Origin of the sequence: Rhodococcus yunnanensis NBRC 103083 (genome assembly GCF_001895005.1) — a bacterium.
Lineage (GTDB): Bacteria > Actinomycetota > Actinomycetes > Mycobacteriales > Mycobacteriaceae > Rhodococcoides > Rhodococcoides yunnanense.
In genome coordinates, this window is the sequence record NZ_BCXH01000012.1 from 30,087 (window position 1) to 47,081 (window position 16,995).

General features: G+C 64.4%; 21 protein-coding genes. 5 read left to right on the forward strand and 16 right to left on the reverse strand.

Translation table 11 applies throughout. The features are described from left to right. Positions 1-26: 26 nt before the first annotated feature. Genes RY1_RS18495 through RY1_RS18515 form a run of 5 tightly spaced genes read right to left on the reverse strand, consistent with a single transcriptional unit; the run spans position 27 to position 3,211 of the window. Complete coding sequence (locus tag RY1_RS18495) at positions 27-632, reverse strand: DNA-3-methyladenine glycosylase I (RefSeq protein WP_072805500.1); 606 nt, start codon at positions 630-632, stop codon at positions 27-29. Next, complete coding sequence (locus RY1_RS18500) at positions 629-931, reverse strand: DivIVA domain-containing protein (RefSeq protein WP_072805501.1); 303 nt, start codon at positions 929-931, stop codon at positions 629-631. Before RY1_RS18500 ends, RY1_RS18495 begins: the two co-directional genes overlap by 4 nt. A gap of 29 nt (positions 932-960) precedes the next feature. Beyond that, positions 961-1,893: a glucosyl-3-phosphoglycerate synthase gene (locus RY1_RS18505; RefSeq protein WP_072805502.1), complete on the reverse strand. Its 933-nt coding sequence runs from the start codon at positions 1,891-1,893 to the stop codon at positions 961-963. Then, positions 1,890-2,750, reverse strand: a complete 861-nt coding sequence (gene folP, locus RY1_RS18510; RefSeq protein WP_072805503.1) for a dihydropteroate synthase — start codon at positions 2,748-2,750, stop codon at positions 1,890-1,892. The genes RY1_RS18505 and folP overlap by 4 nt, the downstream gene beginning before the upstream one ends. Continuing rightward, entirely contained in the window at positions 2,747-3,211 is a 465-nt protein-coding gene (locus RY1_RS18515; RefSeq protein WP_218019820.1) for an ester cyclase, read from the reverse strand. Before RY1_RS18515 ends, folP begins: the two co-directional genes overlap by 4 nt. A gap of 28 nt (positions 3,212-3,239) precedes the next feature. On the opposite strand from RY1_RS18515, the gene RY1_RS18520 reads away from it, so the two are divergent. After that, positions 3,240-3,890 carry a TetR/AcrR family transcriptional regulator gene (locus RY1_RS18520; RefSeq protein ID WP_169914751.1) on the forward strand — a complete coding sequence of 217 codons (651 nt, stop codon included), beginning with the start codon at positions 3,240-3,242 and terminating at the stop codon, positions 3,888-3,890. On the opposite strand, the gene RY1_RS18525 is transcribed toward RY1_RS18520, so the two are convergent. Genes RY1_RS18525 through RY1_RS18545 form a run of 5 tightly spaced genes read right to left on the reverse strand, consistent with a single transcriptional unit; the run spans position 3,887 to position 9,064 of the window. Further along, positions 3,887-5,662 carry a long-chain-acyl-CoA synthetase gene (locus RY1_RS18525; RefSeq protein WP_072805504.1) on the reverse strand — a complete coding sequence of 592 codons (1,776 nt, stop codon included), beginning with the start codon at positions 5,660-5,662 and terminating at the stop codon, positions 3,887-3,889. The two genes, RY1_RS18520 and RY1_RS18525, sit on opposite strands and share 4 nt — an antisense overlap. Positions 5,663-5,692: 30 nt before the next feature. Beyond that, positions 5,693-6,259 carry an LOG family protein gene (locus tag RY1_RS18530; protein WP_072805505.1) on the reverse strand — a complete coding sequence of 189 codons (567 nt, stop codon included), beginning with the start codon at positions 6,257-6,259 and terminating at the stop codon, positions 5,693-5,695. Next, positions 6,256-7,020 carry an LOG family protein gene (locus tag RY1_RS18535; RefSeq protein ID WP_072805506.1) on the reverse strand — a complete coding sequence of 255 codons (765 nt, stop codon included), beginning with the start codon at positions 7,018-7,020 and terminating at the stop codon, positions 6,256-6,258. The genes RY1_RS18530 and RY1_RS18535 overlap by 4 nt, the downstream gene beginning before the upstream one ends. Positions 7,021-7,030: 10 nt before the next feature. Then, positions 7,031-8,125 (reverse strand): succinyl-diaminopimelate desuccinylase, encoded by a 1,095-nt coding sequence (gene dapE / locus RY1_RS18540; RefSeq protein WP_072805507.1) that lies wholly within the window; start codon positions 8,123-8,125, stop codon positions 7,031-7,033. 18 nt (positions 8,126-8,143) lie between these two features. Next, complete coding sequence (locus tag RY1_RS18545) at positions 8,144-9,064, reverse strand: SMP-30/gluconolactonase/LRE family protein (protein WP_072805508.1); 921 nt, start codon at positions 9,062-9,064, stop codon at positions 8,144-8,146. A 32-nt stretch (positions 9,065-9,096) separates the two neighbouring features. Here RY1_RS18545 and dapD point away from each other — a divergent pair, with 32 nt between their 5' ends. From dapD to RY1_RS18565, 4 genes are all read left to right on the forward strand, one after another. After that, positions 9,097-10,050 carry a 2,3,4,5-tetrahydropyridine-2,6-dicarboxylate N-succinyltransferase gene (gene dapD, locus RY1_RS18550; protein WP_072805509.1) on the forward strand — a complete coding sequence of 318 codons (954 nt, stop codon included), beginning with the start codon at positions 9,097-9,099 and terminating at the stop codon, positions 10,048-10,050. Positions 10,051-10,158: 108 nt separating this feature from the next. Further along, positions 10,159-10,872, forward strand: a complete 714-nt coding sequence (locus RY1_RS18555) for a hypothetical protein (RefSeq protein WP_072805510.1) — start codon at positions 10,159-10,161, stop codon at positions 10,870-10,872. Continuing rightward, on the forward strand, positions 10,869-12,224 hold the full coding sequence (locus RY1_RS18560; RefSeq protein ID WP_072805511.1) for a cytochrome P450: 1,356 nt from the start codon (positions 10,869-10,871) through the stop codon (positions 12,222-12,224). Before RY1_RS18555 ends, RY1_RS18560 begins: the two co-directional genes overlap by 4 nt. A gap of 5 nt (positions 12,225-12,229) precedes the next feature. Further along, positions 12,230-13,237 carry a GAF domain-containing protein gene (locus RY1_RS18565; RefSeq protein WP_072805512.1) on the forward strand — a complete coding sequence of 336 codons (1,008 nt, stop codon included), beginning with the start codon at positions 12,230-12,232 and terminating at the stop codon, positions 13,235-13,237. Here the strand turns inward: RY1_RS18565 and RY1_RS18570 are convergent. From RY1_RS18570 to RY1_RS18595, 6 genes are all read right to left on the reverse strand, one after another. Continuing rightward, positions 13,234-13,677 carry a 6,7-dimethyl-8-ribityllumazine synthase gene (locus RY1_RS18570; RefSeq protein ID WP_072805513.1) on the reverse strand — a complete coding sequence of 148 codons (444 nt, stop codon included), beginning with the start codon at positions 13,675-13,677 and terminating at the stop codon, positions 13,234-13,236. The two genes, RY1_RS18565 and RY1_RS18570, sit on opposite strands and share 4 nt — an antisense overlap. 4 nt (positions 13,678-13,681) lie before the next feature. Further along, positions 13,682-14,104 carry a DUF1810 domain-containing protein gene (locus RY1_RS18575; RefSeq protein ID WP_072805514.1) on the reverse strand — a complete coding sequence of 141 codons (423 nt, stop codon included), beginning with the start codon at positions 14,102-14,104 and terminating at the stop codon, positions 13,682-13,684. A 31-nt stretch (positions 14,105-14,135) separates the two neighbouring features. After that, positions 14,136-14,591, reverse strand: coding sequence for a CoA-binding protein (locus RY1_RS18580; protein ID WP_072805515.1), 456 nt, complete (start codon positions 14,589-14,591; stop codon positions 14,136-14,138). Continuing rightward, positions 14,588-15,886, reverse strand: coding sequence for an O-acetylhomoserine aminocarboxypropyltransferase/cysteine synthase family protein (locus RY1_RS18585; RefSeq protein WP_072805516.1), 1,299 nt, complete (start codon positions 15,884-15,886; stop codon positions 14,588-14,590). Before RY1_RS18585 ends, RY1_RS18580 begins: the two co-directional genes overlap by 4 nt. 5 nt (positions 15,887-15,891) lie before the next feature. Then, the gene (locus RY1_RS18590) at positions 15,892-16,404 is read right to left on the reverse strand and encodes an OsmC family protein (protein ID WP_072805517.1); all 513 of its coding nucleotides are present in this window, start codon (positions 16,402-16,404) and stop codon (positions 15,892-15,894) included. 162 nt (positions 16,405-16,566) lie between these two features. After that, a complete protein-coding gene (locus tag RY1_RS18595) occupies positions 16,567-16,989 on the reverse strand; it encodes a PPOX class F420-dependent oxidoreductase (RefSeq protein ID WP_072805518.1) in 423 nt (140 codons plus the stop codon). Positions 16,990-16,995: the final 6 nt, after the last annotated feature.

Below are 16,995 nucleotides of genomic sequence, written 5' to 3' on the forward strand. Positions count from 1 at the left end.
ACGAGGTTCTTGACACCTATTCTTCCCTATCGAGACCGATACCGGGAACTGGAGTCGGTATTCGGTGCCTCGACTAGGCAGCCGGACAGGTGATCGTCCACCATTCCGGTGGCCTGCATCAACGCATAGGCCGTGGTGGGGCCGAAGAATTTGATCCCGCGCCGCTTCAGTTCCTTGGCCATCGCGATCGACTCCGCAGTGGTCGCGGGCACTTCCGATATGTCACGGAGCCGCTGCGCGCGCGGCGGCGGCGCAAAGGACCACAACACGGAGTCGAGGTCCGGCGCCATCTCCAGCACAACGCGGGCGTTGGCGATCGCTGCCACGATCTTCGCCCGATTTCGTACGATCGACTTCTCTGCCATGAGGCGCTCGACATCCGCATCGTCGAAGCGCGCGACCTTCTCGGGATCGAATCCGGCGAAGGCAGACCTGAAGCTCTCGCGTTTACGAAGGATCGTGATCCAGGACAGCCCCGACTGGAACGCTTCGAGACACAGCCGCTCGTACAGTGCGTCCCTGCCATGGAGCTCTCTGCCCCACTCCGTGTCGTGATAACTCCGATACAGCTCGTCGTCTCCGGCTCCCCATGGACATCGGAGCTTGCCATCGGGACCAGGTATCGCTGTCACTGCTCGTCGCGGTCGTCGTCGCGGTCGGGTTCGAGCCGAGATCTCAGCAGGTCGATCTCCGCGCCGAGACGGTCGAGAGCCCAATCGACCTCACTCGGCTTGTACCCGCGCAGAGTCTGCTGGAACTTGAGGACCCGGACATCGTCTCCGGTCACACCGTCGGCAGGCAATACCGTCGCGGTCGTGCCCTCCGGCAGTGGTTCGAGCTGCTCACCGCGTCCGAAGACAGCACTCGCCACAAAGAAGAGCAGGGCTGCGATGACGGCAATGATGACGACGTACAACAGGAGCGTCAGCATCGCTAGATCGTCTCACGCAGCCCCGCCCGTCACACGTGCAAGGTGTTGATCGCGGGCCGATCGGCCAACGACACCTGGGTCGAGAACGGTACGAACGAATCACCGTCGACACGGAACTGCAGCAGTCCCGCACCGGAATCGACCATCCCGCAGCGGCCGAGCATGGTGCCGACGATCTGGCGACTCATCGCCCCCAACTCGACCAACGGACGGTTTCGATGCTTGCGAACACCGAGATTGACCTGCCCGATAGCGTTCAGACCGAGCCGGTCGTACGTATCGAGCAGCAGCCCGATCTCGACGCCGTACCCGGGTGCGAACGGCACCGCGGACAACAGCTCCCTGGTGCCCGCGTATTCACCACCGAGCGGCTGGATGACTCCGGTCAGCTCGGGACGCATCGCAGCGAGCAGTGGTCGTGCGACGAGTTCGGTGACCCTGCCGCCGCCGTTCGCGTCCTCGGTGCCCGACGTGCGCAGCGGGCGACGGTAGTAGCCCTTCACCAGATGGATGCCGTCGCCCATCAGCAGCGGGCCGAGAAGCTTCGGGACGAACGCGGGATCCGGATTGATCAGATCGGAGTCGACGAACGCGATGAGATCACCCGTCGACGCCGCAACCGATCGCCACAGCACCTCACCCTTCCCTGCCACCGGGTCGAGACCGGGTATCGCTTCCTCGCGGGTGATGACACGAGCGCCCGCAGCGGTCGCCCGTTCGGCTGTCGCGTCGGTCGAACCGGAGTCGAGCACGATCAACTCGTCGACGAGACCGCCCAGTAGAGGATGAATGGTGTCGACCACCGCAGCGACGGTCTCCTCCTCGTCGAGTGCGGGCAGCACCACCGAGACCGTGCGGCCTCCCTTGGCGGCCTCGAGCTCCGCCAGAGACCACGCCGGGGCATCCCAGCTGTTGGTGTCCGCCCATGATGTCGTCACCGATGTCGGGTCGGCAAGAGTCATGCCAGCCCCCTGACCGTCCGAGCTGGAGCCCGTGTTCCCTGTATTGCCGCAACCATGTCGACGACTCTTCTGGTCGACGCAACCTCGTGCACCCGGAACATTCGGGCGCCGCCTGCTGCGGCCAATGCTGTCGCTGCCAATGTTCCCTCCAACCGGTCGGCGAGTTCTACACCTAGAGTCTCCCCGATAAAGTCCTTGTTGCTCAGCGCCATGAGCACTGGCCATCCGGTGTTTACAAGAACGTCCACGCGACGCAACAACTCGAGCCCGTGGAAGGTGTTCTTTCCGAAATCGTGGGTCGGATCGATCAGAATCGAGTCCGTCCGAACTCCGGCCGCGACTGCTTTTTCGGCCGCCGCGGTCACTTCGGCAACAACATCGGCCACGGCGTCGTCGTACCGAACACGATGCGGACGCGTCCGAGGCGCGGCCCCTCCGGTATGGGAGCAGACGATGCCGACTCCCTCCGCCCCGGCAACGCCGACCAGATCGGGATCGGCTCCTGCCCATGTGTCGTTGATCATGTCGGCGCCGACGCCACATGCGAGTCTGGCCACCTCGCTGCGCCACGTGTCGACACTGATCAACAGCTCCGGATAGTGCTCACGGATCGCCTCGACGAACGGGATCACCCGGCGGATCTCCTCGGCAGAGTCGACCGTGGCGCCTGGACCTGCTTTGACTCCCCCGATGTCGACCATGTCGGCACCCTCGGCGACGGCCCGATGCACCGACGCCATCGCCGCTTCGTCGCTGAAATTGGCGCCCTTGTCGTAGAACGAGTCGGGGGTGCGGTTGACGATCGCCATCACGAGTGCGCGATCGTCGGCCACCGGCTTGCCGCAGAGGGTGCTCATGAATCCATAGTGGCATTCCCGCCGACGAGTCGAAGCCTCACGGCGTCCGCACCCACATTGGCCCAATGCCGCGTGCCACGGCCACGCTCGTCCAGTTCGATCACATGGAACTGCTCGATCGTCACCGCGCGGCCGTCCGCCGGAATCCCGAACAGCGGCGTGCCGGTATGGGTTCCCCGCATCTCGACCCGCGCGGCCACCCGATAGTCCTCCCCGAAGAGATCCCCGACGGCGACCGCGAGATCGGGCATGGCGGAACGAAACATCCCGATCGCACCCTTCAGATGCGCTGCCATATCCGGTTCGTCGTCGCCGAACGCATGTCGGTCCACCGCCGTGGGAGCGAGCGCCGCGTCGACGACCGATAGATCGCCTCGCCCGAATCCGTCCTCGAAGACCTTCCTGACTCGTACCTTCGCCTGTTGGAGATCCACGACGCCCTCGATTCGTTCAAGTGACACTCGGATGAATGCATATATAGTGAGGCCGGTGAGCGACGACGTCAAGAGGAGCTACAACTCCGCACTCCGACGGGAGCAGGCCGAGGCCACCCGGCTACGCATCATCCGATCGGCACGCACGCTGTTCCTCGAACGCGGCTTCGCCAAGACCTCGGTACCCGCCATCGCAGCAGCCGCCGAAGTATCGGCCGACACGATCTATCACGTGTTCACGAACAAACGCACGTTGCTCGAGCAGCTCGTCGGCCTCGACATCGGCGGCGACGAGGACCCGACGCCCATCATGGAGAGACCGCCGGCACTTGCCGTGCGTGACGCCGCCGATCAGCGCACACAGATCCATCTGTTCGCGGCCGGCATCGCTCAGCAGGTCGCGCGCATACGGCCGGTCGACGACATCCTCATCGGTGCTGCGGCCGTAGATTCTTCGATCGCAGAACTGCGCTCGGACATCCAGGATCGCCAACGCAGGTCAGCGATGACACGAATCGCGTCGTGGATCGCCGAACGGGGGCCATTGGCCGTCGACATCGAGACCGCAGGAACGACCATCTGGTCGTTGACCAGCCCGGAGATGCACCGAATGCTGTGCGATCGCTCGGGCTGGTCGACGGATCGGTATGCGCACTGGCTCACGCACACCCTCACCTCTGTACTGCTGGGAGAGCCGAGCAGCTAACCCTTGGGCGCCTTGCCTGCCGCCACCTCGTCGACGTAGCCGTCGTAGGCCTTGTCGTAACCGCCGGAGCGCCCACGCAGAACGTAGAGCTCACTGTCGGAGTCGTCGCCGTACCCCAGCTTGCGCAAAGCGACCTTCTGGCTCTTGAACGTCGAGGTCTGCTCGAGGCTGTCGACCACGCGGACGAACAGCGGTACCGCATACGCGGGAAGTTTGTCGTAGAGATGCTCGGCGACTGCCTTGCCGTCGAACGACTCCCCGTCTCGCAGCGTGAGAGCAGCCATTCCGGCCTTGCCGTCCGTTCCGTCGATGTCGACGCCGTAGACGACGGCCCCGTCGACCGAGGAGTGCCCGCCGAGAGCACCTTCGACCTGAGTCGTCGCAACGTTCTCGCCCTTCCAGCGGAAGGTGTCGCCGAGCCGGTCGACGAAGGCGACGTGCAGCCAGCCCTGCTTGCGAACCAGGTCGCCGGTGTCGAACCAGCAGTCCCCGTCCTTGAACCCGTCACGAACGAGTTTCTTCTCGGAGGCGTCGTCGTCGGAGTAGCCGTCGAACGGAGCGCGGTCGGTGACCTTGGACAGCAGTAGCCCTACCTCGCCGGTGCCGACTCGTTGCAGCTTGCCGTTCTTGCCACGCTTGGCCTTGCCGCTCTCCTCGTCGTATTCGACGACGGCGTACGGCAGCGGACAGACCCCCGCGGTCTTCTTCACGTTGAGCGCGTTGACGAACGCGATGTTGCACTCGCTCGCACCGTAGAACTCGGCGACGCGCTCGATGCCGAACCGCTCGGTGAACTCCTCCCAGATCTCCGGGCGCAATCCGTTGCCGACGACGAGCTTGATCGTGTTGTCACGATCGGAGTCCTTCTTCGGCTGCGTCAGCAGATAGCGACACAGTTCACCGATGTAGGTGAACGCAGTCGCCTTGTTGACGCGAACGTCCGCCCAGAAATTGCTGACCGAGAACTGTTTCCCGATGGCCATCGTGGCGCCGCCCGCCAGCACCGAGGACAGCGTCACCGTCAACGCGTTGTTGTGATAAAGCGGCAGGCAGCAGTAGATGACGTCGTCGCCGCGCAGGCGGACACCCATGCTGCCGAGACCGGACATGGACTTGAGCCAGCGGAAATGACTCATCAAGCTGGCCTTCGGCATACCCGTCGTACCGGAGGTGAAGATGTAGAACGCCTTCTCCTTGGCCTGGATCTCGGCGGTGACGGCCAGATTGCCTGCGTCCTGCTCGTCGGCGCGTGCGGTGAGCTCCTTCAGCGGAAGCACTGTGCGCGCCTGCGGTTCTCCGTCGAGCGAATCGAGCGCCTCCTGCGCGTCCTCGTCGAGCACGAGTACGGCGGCGTCGAGGATTCCCAGGCTGTGCGCGAGGACATCGCCGCGCTGGTTGTAGTTGAGCATTCCCGCAGTCGCGCCGAGCTTCACCGCCGCCAGTGCGGCGAACAGGGCCTCGGGGCGGTTCTTGCTGAGAACGCCCACGACGTCCCCTCGCTTCACCCCCGAGTCGATGAACACCCGGGCATACCTGTTGACGAGCGCGTTCGCGTCGGCATACGACGTCGACACGCCCTCGAACCGCACGAACGGGTGGTCGCCGCGCTTGGCTGCAGCATCCTGGAAGACCGACCCGATCGATACCGTGTGGTCCGGCTTACGAGCGAAGCCGGCGAGCCCGCGCAGCAGACTCGGCACCTCGGTCACCATCTTCGGCAACGCGACCGCGAGGTCGGTCACACCAATCTTCTGGCGGGCGTCGACAGCCATGAACTCCCCTTATGTCCGATGTGAGATCTGTTACCTTACTCCAGAGTAACCTTCTCCCTCGGCGGGCGAGCACGCATCGAGCGCTTCGGTCACCGTCGACGTTCTGACCAGCGCGTCCAAGGCACGCTGCTGCACGAACCCTGTGGACGACAGACCGTCGATCCACGCCAGCAGCCCGCTGTAGTGATCGACCGGGTCGAGCAGCACGACGGGCTTGTCGTGCATGCCGAGGTACCCGGCCGTCCAGGTCTCGAACAATTCCTCCAGGGTGCCGATGCCGCCGGGAAGGGTGATGAACGCGTCGGCGCGATCCTCCATCACCTTCTTCCGTTCGCGCATGGTGTCGGTGACGATGAGCTCGTCGGCGTCGACGTCGGCGACCTCACGATGCACGAGCGCCTTCGGGATGACACCGATGGTGAACGCGCCCGCCGCACGAGCTGCTTCGGCGACCGCGCCCATCATCGAGACGTTGCCGCCTCCGGACACCAATTGCCAACCGCGACGGCCGATCTCGGTTCCCAGCTCGCGTGCCAGCTCGATGAACGACTCGTCCACCGGTCCGGACGCGCAATAGACACACACACTTCGAGTCACCAGCTCTCCCCCTTCGGCTCGGTGGACGAACCCTTCTGCGATTCCACGACGACCCGCACGGCGTCCTCGACGCTGTCGGTGCAATGGATCAGGTCGAGGTCGGACGGCGACACCTTGCCCTGCGCAACAAGGGTGTCCTTGATCCAGTCGAGCAAACCCGACCAGAAATCCTTGCCCAACAATATGATCGGGAACCGCGTGACCTTCCCGGTCTGGACGAGCGTCAACGCCTCGAAGAGTTCGTCGAGCGTGCCGAACCCACCGGGTAGGCAGACGAACGCCTGCGAGTACTTCACGAACATGGTCTTGCGAACGAAGAAGTACCTGAAGTTGATGCCGAGATCGACCCACTCGTTGAGCCCCTGCTCGAAGGGCAATTCGATCCCCAGTCCGATCGAGTACCCGCCTGCCCCGCTCGCTCCCCGATTCGCGCCCTCCATGACTCCCGGTCCACCGCCGGTCACCACCGCGAAACCCGCCTCGGCGAGCGCGGTGCCCAACTCGACGCTGCGCGCGTACTCCGGGTGATCGGGTGGCGTACGGGCCGAGCCGAAAACCGTTACGGCCTTGGGCACTTCGGCGAGAGCCTCGAATCCCTCGACGAATTCGCTCTGAATACGCAGAACACGCCAGGTGTCGGAGTGGATCCAGCCACCGGTTCCACGCTGGTCCAGCAATCGCTGATCCGACGTCGTGGTCTCGGTGTTGCGTCTACGTCGCAACACCACGGGCCCTTTGTGCGTAGTGGGTTCTGGTTCCATACCGTCCAGGCTAACTGGAGGTCAGGTAGCTCCGAAGCACACCGGTGACGTGTGTGATCTGCTCGACCGGTACCCGCTCGTCGCGCTTGTGCGCGAGGTTGGGATCACCCGGGCCGTAGTTGACGGCGGGGATACCGAGAGCGGAGAACCGCGACACGTCGGTCCACCCGTACTTCGCCCTGAACCGACCGCCCGCGGCCTCGATCAACGCCGCCGCAGCCGGAGCGCCGAGACCGGGAAGCGCACCTGCCGAAGAATCGGTGACCTCGAATCCGAGATCCAATCCGTCGACGACGTCGTGTACGTGAGCGATCGCCTGCTCGACGGATCGGTCAGGCGCGAACCTGAAGTTCACGTCGAGTTCGGCAGCATCGGGGACCACGTTTCCTGCCACGCCACCGGAGATACGGACGGCTTGGAGGCCTTCACGGTAGACGCAGCCGTCGATGTCGACCTGCCGAGCCTCGTACGCCGCCAGCCGATTGAGAACGGCACCGAACTTGTGAATTGCGTTGTCACCCAACCACGACCTGGCACTGTGGGCACGTGTTCCGCTCGCCGACAATCGAACTCGCAGCGTGCCCTGGCATCCCGCCTCGATGAATCCGCCCGAGGGCTCACCGAGAATCGCGACGTCCGCCTGGAGCCATTCGGGTAGTTCACGTTCGATCCGGCCGAGCCCGTTCAACGAGGCAGCGATCTCCTCGCAGTCGTAGAACACGAGAGTGATGTCGTGTGCGGGTTCGGCGATGGTTGCCGCGAGGTGCAAAAACACTGCGTCGCCGGACTTCATGTCCACGGTGCCGCAGCCGTGGATGACGTCGCCTTCCGTGCTGTCGCGCTCACGCCTGCTCGGGACGTTGTCCGCGATCGGAACGGTGTCCAGGTGTCCGGCGAGCATCACGCGGCTCGGTAGTCCGCGGTTCGTCCGCGCCAGCACGGCGTTGCCGTTCCTGACGACCTCGAAGCCACCGGTCTGCTCCCGAAGCGCCGCCTCGACGGCGTCGGCGATGATCGTTTCGTCCTGCGAGACGCTGGGGATGTCGACGAGCGCCGACGTCAGGTCGATGGGGTCGGCGTGCAGATCCAACTGGGGAAAACTCACCCGAGCAGCCTATCGGGTCTACGTGCTGCCGCCCGGGATCTCGTACACCGCGCCGTCGAAGCCTGCCCGGAACAGCCTGCCCGAGGAGAAGCCCTGGTCACCGCGGCCGTAGACGAGAACACTCGACGTCGGAATTCCTCCGCCGAGGACGCACGTTGCGCCCGGTGCGTCGATTCTGACGATCTCTCCTCGCACGTTCATCGGCACCACCGGCCGACCCGCGGAGTCGAGCGTGAGACCGTCGGGCGCGCTCAGCGCTTCGAGCCCGCGCAGATCGAGAATGCTCTCGGGGGCCGAGGGGTTCGCGATCGGAATCCGGCTGACGCCTGGGTTCACGAATGTTCGCGACACGTACAGATAGCTGTCGGTGTTGTCGAGTACGGCGCCGTTGGCGCTCGGGAACACCGCCCACGCAGGATTCACCGTGCCGTCGGGAAGCACCTGACCGATGAGGCTTCCGAAATCGTTCGTCGCGTAGACGGTTCCGTCCTTCGTGACAGCAAGACCGTTGGCCGCGCTCAGTCCGGCCGCGAACGGGGTCACGGCAAGAGTCTCGACGTCGAGTCGCACGATCCCGGCCGCCTTCACGATGTCGCCGACGAGAACCCGAGGGTCGGCGCCGTAGCCGACGAGGAGTGTGCCGTCGGGCATCCAGGCGAGGGCGCCGCCGCCGCCGGGAACCGTGGCGATCGGATACGCGGGCTGCCCCGGTCCATCGATGCGATACACGCGTCCGGTGAGGATGTCGGTCGTGTAGAGCCTGCCCCGATCATCGACGGCAAGGCCTTCGAGCGCGGAGCCGCCGATCTGCGCGACCTTCACCGGCGGCGGCGGAGCGGGACAGTTGGGCGCACCGAGCGCCGTCGCCGGGGCAAGCACCGCCGCCCCTGATGTGAGAAGCACAACCGAAACGATCGCCGACGCCCAACGCCTCATCATCGGGCCGACGCTAGCACCGTATTCTCTTCCCTGTGAGCGCACAGGGAGCATCTGCAATAGGCATTGCCAACATCACGACCAACGGTGTCGTCCTCGACACCTGGTACCCGAGCCCCGAGCTGGGTGAATTCGGCGCGACCGGCACGGTTCGTCTCGAAGGTTCCGACATTCCGGCCGAGTTGGCCGACCTGGTCGGACCGGACACCGCACGCGGCGTCGACGTCGTGGCCGTCCGCACGACCATCGCCTCGATCGACGACGCACCCGTCGACGCCCATGACGTCTACCTGCGGCTTCATCTGCTGTCGCACCGCCTGGTCCAGCCACACGGCGTGAACCTCGACGGCCAGTTCGGCTTCCTCGCCAACGTCGTCTGGACCAACTACGGCCCCGCCGCGGTCGAGGGCTTCGAAACCGTCCGCGCGAAGCTTCGTGCCCGCGGACCGGTCACCGTCTACAGCGTCGACAAGTTCCCTCGCCTCGTCGACTACGTCATCCCGACCGGCGTCCGAATCGCCGACGCCGACCGAGTCCGCCTCGGCGCGTACCTGGCCAGCGGAACGACGGTCATGCACGAGGGCTTCGTCAACTTCAACGCGGGCACGCTCGGAAACTCGATGGTCGAGGGCCGCATCTCCGCCGGTGTCGTCGTCGGTGACGGTTCCGACGTCGGCGGCGGCGCATCCATCATGGGCACGCTGTCCGGTGGCGGAAAGAACGTCATTTCCGTCGGCAAGAGTTGCCTCCTCGGCGCGAACAGCGGCCTCGGAATCTCCCTCGGCGACGACTGCGTCGTCGAAGCCGGCCTCTACATCACCGCAGGCACCAAGGTCGCCGGCCCGGACGGCACCGTCGTCAAGGCGGCGACGCTGACCGGAAAGTCCAACCTGCTCTTCCGTCGTAACTCGGTATCCGGTGCCGTGGAAGTGGTTCCGTGGAAGGGCACCGGCGTCGAATTGAACGCTGCTCTGCACGCCAACGACTGAAATCGGCGTTTCATACTTTTCGCGCCTCCCACCGGGAGGTTTCCCGCGGCTTGACGCTCGGCCCGGACGGTGCACCGATGCTGTGATGTCTTGGCGAGGCAACGAACAATGGGATCGACACTGGTACTCGGTACATCCGGCGGTGCCGGCACCACCACGACGACGGTAGGGCTGGCCAACGTCACTGCTCGTCAAGGGTTGTGCGCGGTCGCGGTGGATGCGACGGTCGGAGGCGGGGATCTGGTCGAACGCGCGGCAGACGGCACGGTTCGTCCGACCACCGTCGAATCGGGCTACATCGACTCCTTCATGTCCGTCGCCAGCACCGGCGCGCAGGTGCTGGGACGGGCGTGGCCGCAGGCGTCGGAACCCGACTACGACCGACTCGACTGGTACCTGCGTAGTCGGACGGACGCCAGGTTCTACGACCTCGGACACACTGCATTCGGACGACACAGCGCGCATCCGCTGCGGAGCCAGCCGTCGGTCGCGCTCGTCCTCGTGGTTCAGGCGCGTCGTGACGCCGTCCATCGCACGCGGACGGCACTGCAGAGCATCGCGCTGACCGCGGGCAGAAAGGTTCTCAGCCGAACCACCGTGGTGCTCACCCACCAGCATCCGGGTGTAAACCTCCTCGACGCCGGGCATTTTCGGCACTGCCTGGACGACGTGGTGTTCGCCGTCGACGAGATTCCGTACGACTCGCATCTGGCGACGGGGTGGACCGTGACGGCATCGGCACTCGAACCGACCACCACTCAGGCCTTCGAGCGACTCCGCGCGACCACCCTGCGTTCGACGTCCGGCACACTGTCGGCGTGAACATCCCTCGACCGCGCTTCCGGTTGCCGCTGCTCGGCGATCTTCTGAGCATCGACGCCGCAAAGCCGACACAGCGTGAACTCCGCATGGCAGCGGAACTGGGCCCGATCTTCGAGAGGAAGATACTCGGGCACCGGCTGGTGGTGGTCAGCGGCGCCGAACTCGTCGCAGAGCTGAACGACGAGACCCGATTCGCGAAGTTTCTCGCCCTTCCGCATCGTAAGCTGCGGGCTCTCGGTGGCGACGGTCTGTTCACCGCGTTCAACTCCGAACCCAATTGGGGCGCGGCACATCGGGTTCTCATGCCCGGTTTCAGCCAGGAGGCGATGCGGCGATACCACGAGGTCATGACCGAGGTGGCCGTGGAGTTGGTCGAGCACTGGCGCACTCGGGCGGACCGGGCCGACCTGGCGATCGACGTCACCTCCGATCTCAACAAGCTGACACTCGAGAACATGGCACGCACCGGATTCGGTTACAGCTTCGGCCCGTTCGACACCGGTGACGACGAATTCGTCGCCGCCATCGGCAGAATCCTCGCCTACGCGAACCGAACGTCCAACGACATGCCGCTGCTCCGGTTGTTCGGGCGCAGTGCTCGCATCCGCAACGAACGCGACATCGCCTACGTCCACCGCGTGGTCGACGATGTCATCGACAGACGTATGCGAGACAACGAGACTCGCCACGACGACCTGCTCGATCTCATGCTGCACACCCCCGATCCCGACACCGGAGAGCTCCTCGACGCAGTCAACATCCGCCACCAAGTGCTGACATTTCTGGTTGCCGGCAACGAAACGACGGCAGGCACACTCGGATTCGCCCTGTACTTCCTCGCCGCACATCCCGAGGTTGCGGACCGCGTCCGAGCGGAGGTGGCCCACCGCGCCTCCGTTTCGTACGAGGATGTGTCGAAGATGCGCTACACCCGAACCGTCGTCGACGAAACCCTCCGTCTGTGGCCGTCCGCTCCCGGATACTTTCGTAAGGCACGCCAGGACACTGCGTTGGCTGCGGGCCGGTACCCGATGAAGTCGGGCGACTGGGCGTTCGTACTGACGCTGGGCCTGCACCGCGATCCCGTGTGGGGCGAGGATCCGGAACGCTTCGATCCGGATCGCTTCTCACCGGCGAGATCTCGCAGCCGGCCTGCGCATGCCTACAAACCTTTCGGGACGGGGTTGCGCGGATGCATCGGTCGCCAGTTCGCGATTCACGAAACGGTGTTGACGCTCGCCGTGTTGATGAGCACGTTCGAGTTCGAACTCGATGGAGGACACCAGTTGGACATTCAGGAATCGCTGACCTTGAAACCGCAGAACCTGCTCATGAAGGTTCGGCGGCGGTGAGCGGGATGCAGCCGGAGTGGTCCCTGATCGAGACCCTGGCCGCAGGTGGAATGAACATCGTCGCCAAGGGCGGTCAGCCGCGAAGCGTCACCGAATCGCTTTCCCTGCAAAGACTGTCACCCGACGCCAAGATCGCGGTGCGGCCGTTTCTGCAACGCGCCCGCGAATCACGCTCCCGCTACGAGGAATTGACCGAAATCCGTACTCGCGGCGGCGGCACGTCGACGTACCGCCTTCTCGCCGTGCCTGTCCTCGGACCCACTGGCGCGGTACACGCTCTGCAATTGTGGATCGGTCATGCCGATCTCGAACCCGAGCCGCCGCGCATCGTCTCGGCGGTGAGCTGGTTGCTGGAGAAAGGCGTCATCGCGCAGACGGTGGAGGCATCGATGATGTCGGGAGTCGAACCGGATGCGCACGTACCCGAAAGGACGCCGGCGGAGTACTACGCGAAATCGATTCGCTTCGACGACACCGCCGGGCTGTTCGCACTGTGCCTCGCACCGACCGCAGGCGGACACTGGGAGGGATCGTTCAGCGTGCTGCACGCCGACGGCCGCATCATGCGATGGCACTGCCACGCGCGCGCATGCCTCGAACCGGGTGAGATAGGAGCCAGGGTCCTGTGGCACGACGTCACCGACACCGTCGCCCCTGACAAGCCGATCCTCGACGTTCTCGCGAGACAGCGCGGGATGGAAGCACTCGGCATCTATCCCGCGCTGTTGACACCCAAGCGCGGCTTTCTGACGATGTGGCTGTGCGAGACACCTGCACCGTGGGTTCAGTGGCGCGATGTCTCCTCCGGTGACGAGGTGTTCCACGCCGAGGACCGACCGGTCATCGAGGCTGCGCACACGCGGGTCCACGACAGCGGCGGCCACGAGGAGATCACCGTCCGTACCAAGGCGAGTGAAGGACCCGAACCCTGGATTTCGACCCGAATGCGAATCTCGTCCTACCCGGGCGACCTCGGCCGGCACCTCGCAGTGGTGGACATGTACCGCGACTAACCGATCGCCTTCAGCGATTCGAGCGTGCGCACGACCGCACGTGCTGCTTCGACGCCCTTCTTTTCCAGGTGGGCCGCGAAGAACTCGTTGTGATCGGCATGCTCGTGGAAGTGGTGCGGCGTCAGTACGACCGAGAACACCGGAACGTCGGTATCCAACTGCACGCGCATCAGACCGTCGATGACGGCAGTCTCCACGAACTCGTGGCGGTAGATTCCGCCGTCGACCACGAGCGCAGCAGCGACGATGGCCGAATAACGACCCGTGCGCGCCAACCGCTGCGCATGCAGCGGAATCTCGAAAGCGCCTGGCACCTCGAATGTATCGACGTCGGATCCGAACTCGGACACGAATCCGTGACGGGCGCGGTCGACAAGGTCGCGATGCCAGGTGGCTTGAATGAAGGCTACGGTTCCAGGCTGCTCGTTCGTCATGGCCATGATGTTAGTCGCCGAGCAGATCGAGAGTTCTCTCGTCCGGCTTACCGTCGAAGTACTTCTCCAGCACGCGGCGAAACACGGTGACATCAGGTCCGGCCTCGGCGAACAGGGTCACCGAAGAATGCAGCTTCAGGTTGTCGGGATAACCGAAGATCTGTTCGACGGTCTTGCCTTCCGTCTTCTCCACCAGCGCAGCCGCATTCTGCAGCCGTGGCCCGAGAACCTCGTGCGACAGATACAGCTGCGCCTCGATCAGGTCTGCGATGCCGAAGCGCTGCGCGGTCGCACTGAGGCCGAGTCCCGCCAATTGCGGAAACACGAACCACATCCAGTGCGTTTCCTTCCGCCCGGCTTTCAGCTCGGCACGCACGGTGCGCCACACGGGGTCCTGCGCATCGACGAATCGCTCGAGATCGTAATCGGTCACCGTCTGTTGCCTTCTTCCTAGCGCCTGCTGCCTAGCGTCTTCTGCGTGAATCGATGACGCCGGTGTCGAATCCTGCCAGGTGGAGTCCGCCGCCGAAACGGGCGTGCTCGATCTTCAGGCATTTGTCCATGACGACGTTCAGCCCGGCGGCCTCCGCGTCACGCGCGACATCGTCGTGCCGAAGACCGAGCTGCAACCAGATGGTTTTCGCGTGTACGGCGATGGCTTCCGCGAGCACGGACGGAAGGTCGTCGTGCTTGCGGAACACATCCACGAGATCCGGTTCGACCGGCAGGTCCGCGAGCGTCGGATACACCGGTGTGCCCTCTATCTCGCTGATCGTCGGATTGACGAGGAAGATCTCGTAGTCGCTCGTCGACGAGAGATACCTGTTCACGAAATAGCTTGCCCTCGACGGGTTCTTCGACGCGCCGACTATCGCCACCGTCTTCGTGGCACGCAGGATGCGCAGTATCTCGGCACTCATGACCGCTCCTGTCCGGTCGCGATAGTCAGAGCTTGGTCGAGATCCCACAGAATGTCCTCGACGTCCTCGAGGCCGACACTGATCCGAACCAGCTCCGGCCCGACGCCTGCACCCTGCAACTGTTCGTCGGTCAGCTGCCGGTGCGTGGTACTACCGGGATGTATGACGAGCGTCCGCACGTCACCGATATTGGCGACATGGCTGGCGATCTGCACACTCTCGACGAACTTCCGACCCGCCGCGCGGCCGCCCTCGACTCCGAACGCGAACACCGCGCCAGGCCCCGCAGGGAAGTACTGCTCGGCTCGTTCGACATGCGGATGGCCCTTCAGCCCAGCCCATCTCACGTAGTCGATTCTGGGGTCTGCATCGAGCCACTCGGCTACCGCACGTGCGTTCTCGACGTGAGCGTCCATCCGCTGAGGCAGAGTTTCGACGCCCTGAATGAGCGTGAATGCCGATTGGGCAGGCAGCGCACCACCGATATCGCGGAGTTGCTCGCTGCGCAGCTTCGTCAGAAACCCGTATTCCCCGAAGTTGCCCCACCACGACAATCCGCCGTAGGAGCCGACCGGATCGGTCATCTGCGGGAATTTTCCTGAGCCCCAATCGAATCTGCCCGATTCGACCACCACTCCCCCGAGCGTCGAGCCGTGCCCACCGAGGAACTTCGTCGCCGAGTGGACGACGATGTCGGCACCGAACTCGATCGGCCGACACAACCAGGGCGTCGCCATCGTGGCATCGACGACGAGGGGAATGCCGTTCTCGTGTGCCACGGCGGCCAGCCCCTCCAGATCGGCGATGTCGCCCGATGGATTGCCGATCACCTCGGCATAGATCAGCTTGGTCCGATCCGTCACGGCCGCAGCATAATCCGCTGGATCGGTACCGGGCACGAACGAGGTGTCGACGCCGAACCGGCGCAACGTCACATCGAGTTGAGTCACCGTACCGCCGTACAGGCCCGCCGCTGCGACGATGTGATCGCCTGAACCTGCGAGCGCTGCGAACACCGCGAACTCGGCGGCGAGACCACTCGCGAACGCCACCGCACCGATCCCGCCTTCGAGGCTGGCGATCCGTTCCTCGAAGGCGGCGACCGTCGGATTGGCGATGCGGCTGTAGACATTTCCGTACTTCTGCAAAGCGAAGAGATCGCCGGCATCCGCCGAGTCCTCGAAGACGTAGCTCGCTGTCTGGTAGATCGGTACCGCTCGCGAACCTGTCGACGGATCGGGACGCGCACCCGCATGAATCGCACGTGTGCGCAGCCCGAACGATCTCTCGCTCATCGGCGTCAGACCGTCTCGAGCGTCGTGCGCACAGGGGTCTGATTGCGAGTGAGGTCGAGAACCGGGCAATGGGCATCGACGGCTTGCTGCAATTCCTCGTAGCGCTCACGCGTCTCGGGACCCGCGACGGTGACCACGACACGAACCTCCCCGAACCCGGGACGAACGTCGTCGTCGAACCCGAAGAATCCTCTGACATCGAGGTCACCTTCTGCCTTCGCCGAGATGTCGTCGACGGCAATACCGAGCTTGTCGGCCCATACCCGCCACGTCACCACCTGGCACGACAGTAGCGATGCCAGGTAGTACTCGACAGGATTGGCGGCAGTGTTCTCACCGCCGAGCGCCGGCGGCTCGTCTACCTCGACGCTGTACTTTCCAAGAGTGACCGTGCTGGCAACCGCGTCGTGGGCAATCGCGGAAGCGCGGAAGACTGCATGAGCATTGTTCGGATCGGAATCGATCGCTTCCCTGGTGGCCGACGTGACCGTACCCAGGTGCGAGAGAGCTGTGGACATGATTGTCCCTTCGTATGGTTGTGAACCGGGCCTGATTGGTTGGATCAGGACCAGCGACAACCGGACGTACAGACAAGTCCGAAGTCGATGACGCGCCGCCGTACCAGCCGCCGAGTAGCGCCTGTCACATGAGTTGCGGTCACCTGACCGACAGTAACAGCCTCAGCTGGGCATGATCCATCCATAGAATTTCTCCACGTCGACGTACAGCACGAGGCGCTTGTCGCGGACCATCGCGGCGCGGTAGTCGTCCCAGTCGGGGTGTTCACCCTGGACCTTGCGGTACAGCGAGATCAATTGTTCGACAGCGTCGTCGTCGGGTTCGGTCGCCACCTCCGACAGGCGGGCGCTGCCCTCGGCGACGGCGTATGCCCCACCCTGCCGAGCGTTGACATACAGGCTGACGCGAGGATCCCGCCGAATGTTCTTGGTCTTCACCCGGCCGTCCGTCACCGAAATAGCGAACTGCCGCGCATCGGGGTCGTAGTGGTAGGTGATGTTGGAGATCTGCGGGCGTCCATCTCGCTTGAGCGTCGACAGCGCAGCGAGGTTCGTTTCGGTGAACAGTTTTTCGATGTCGTCCATGCGGCC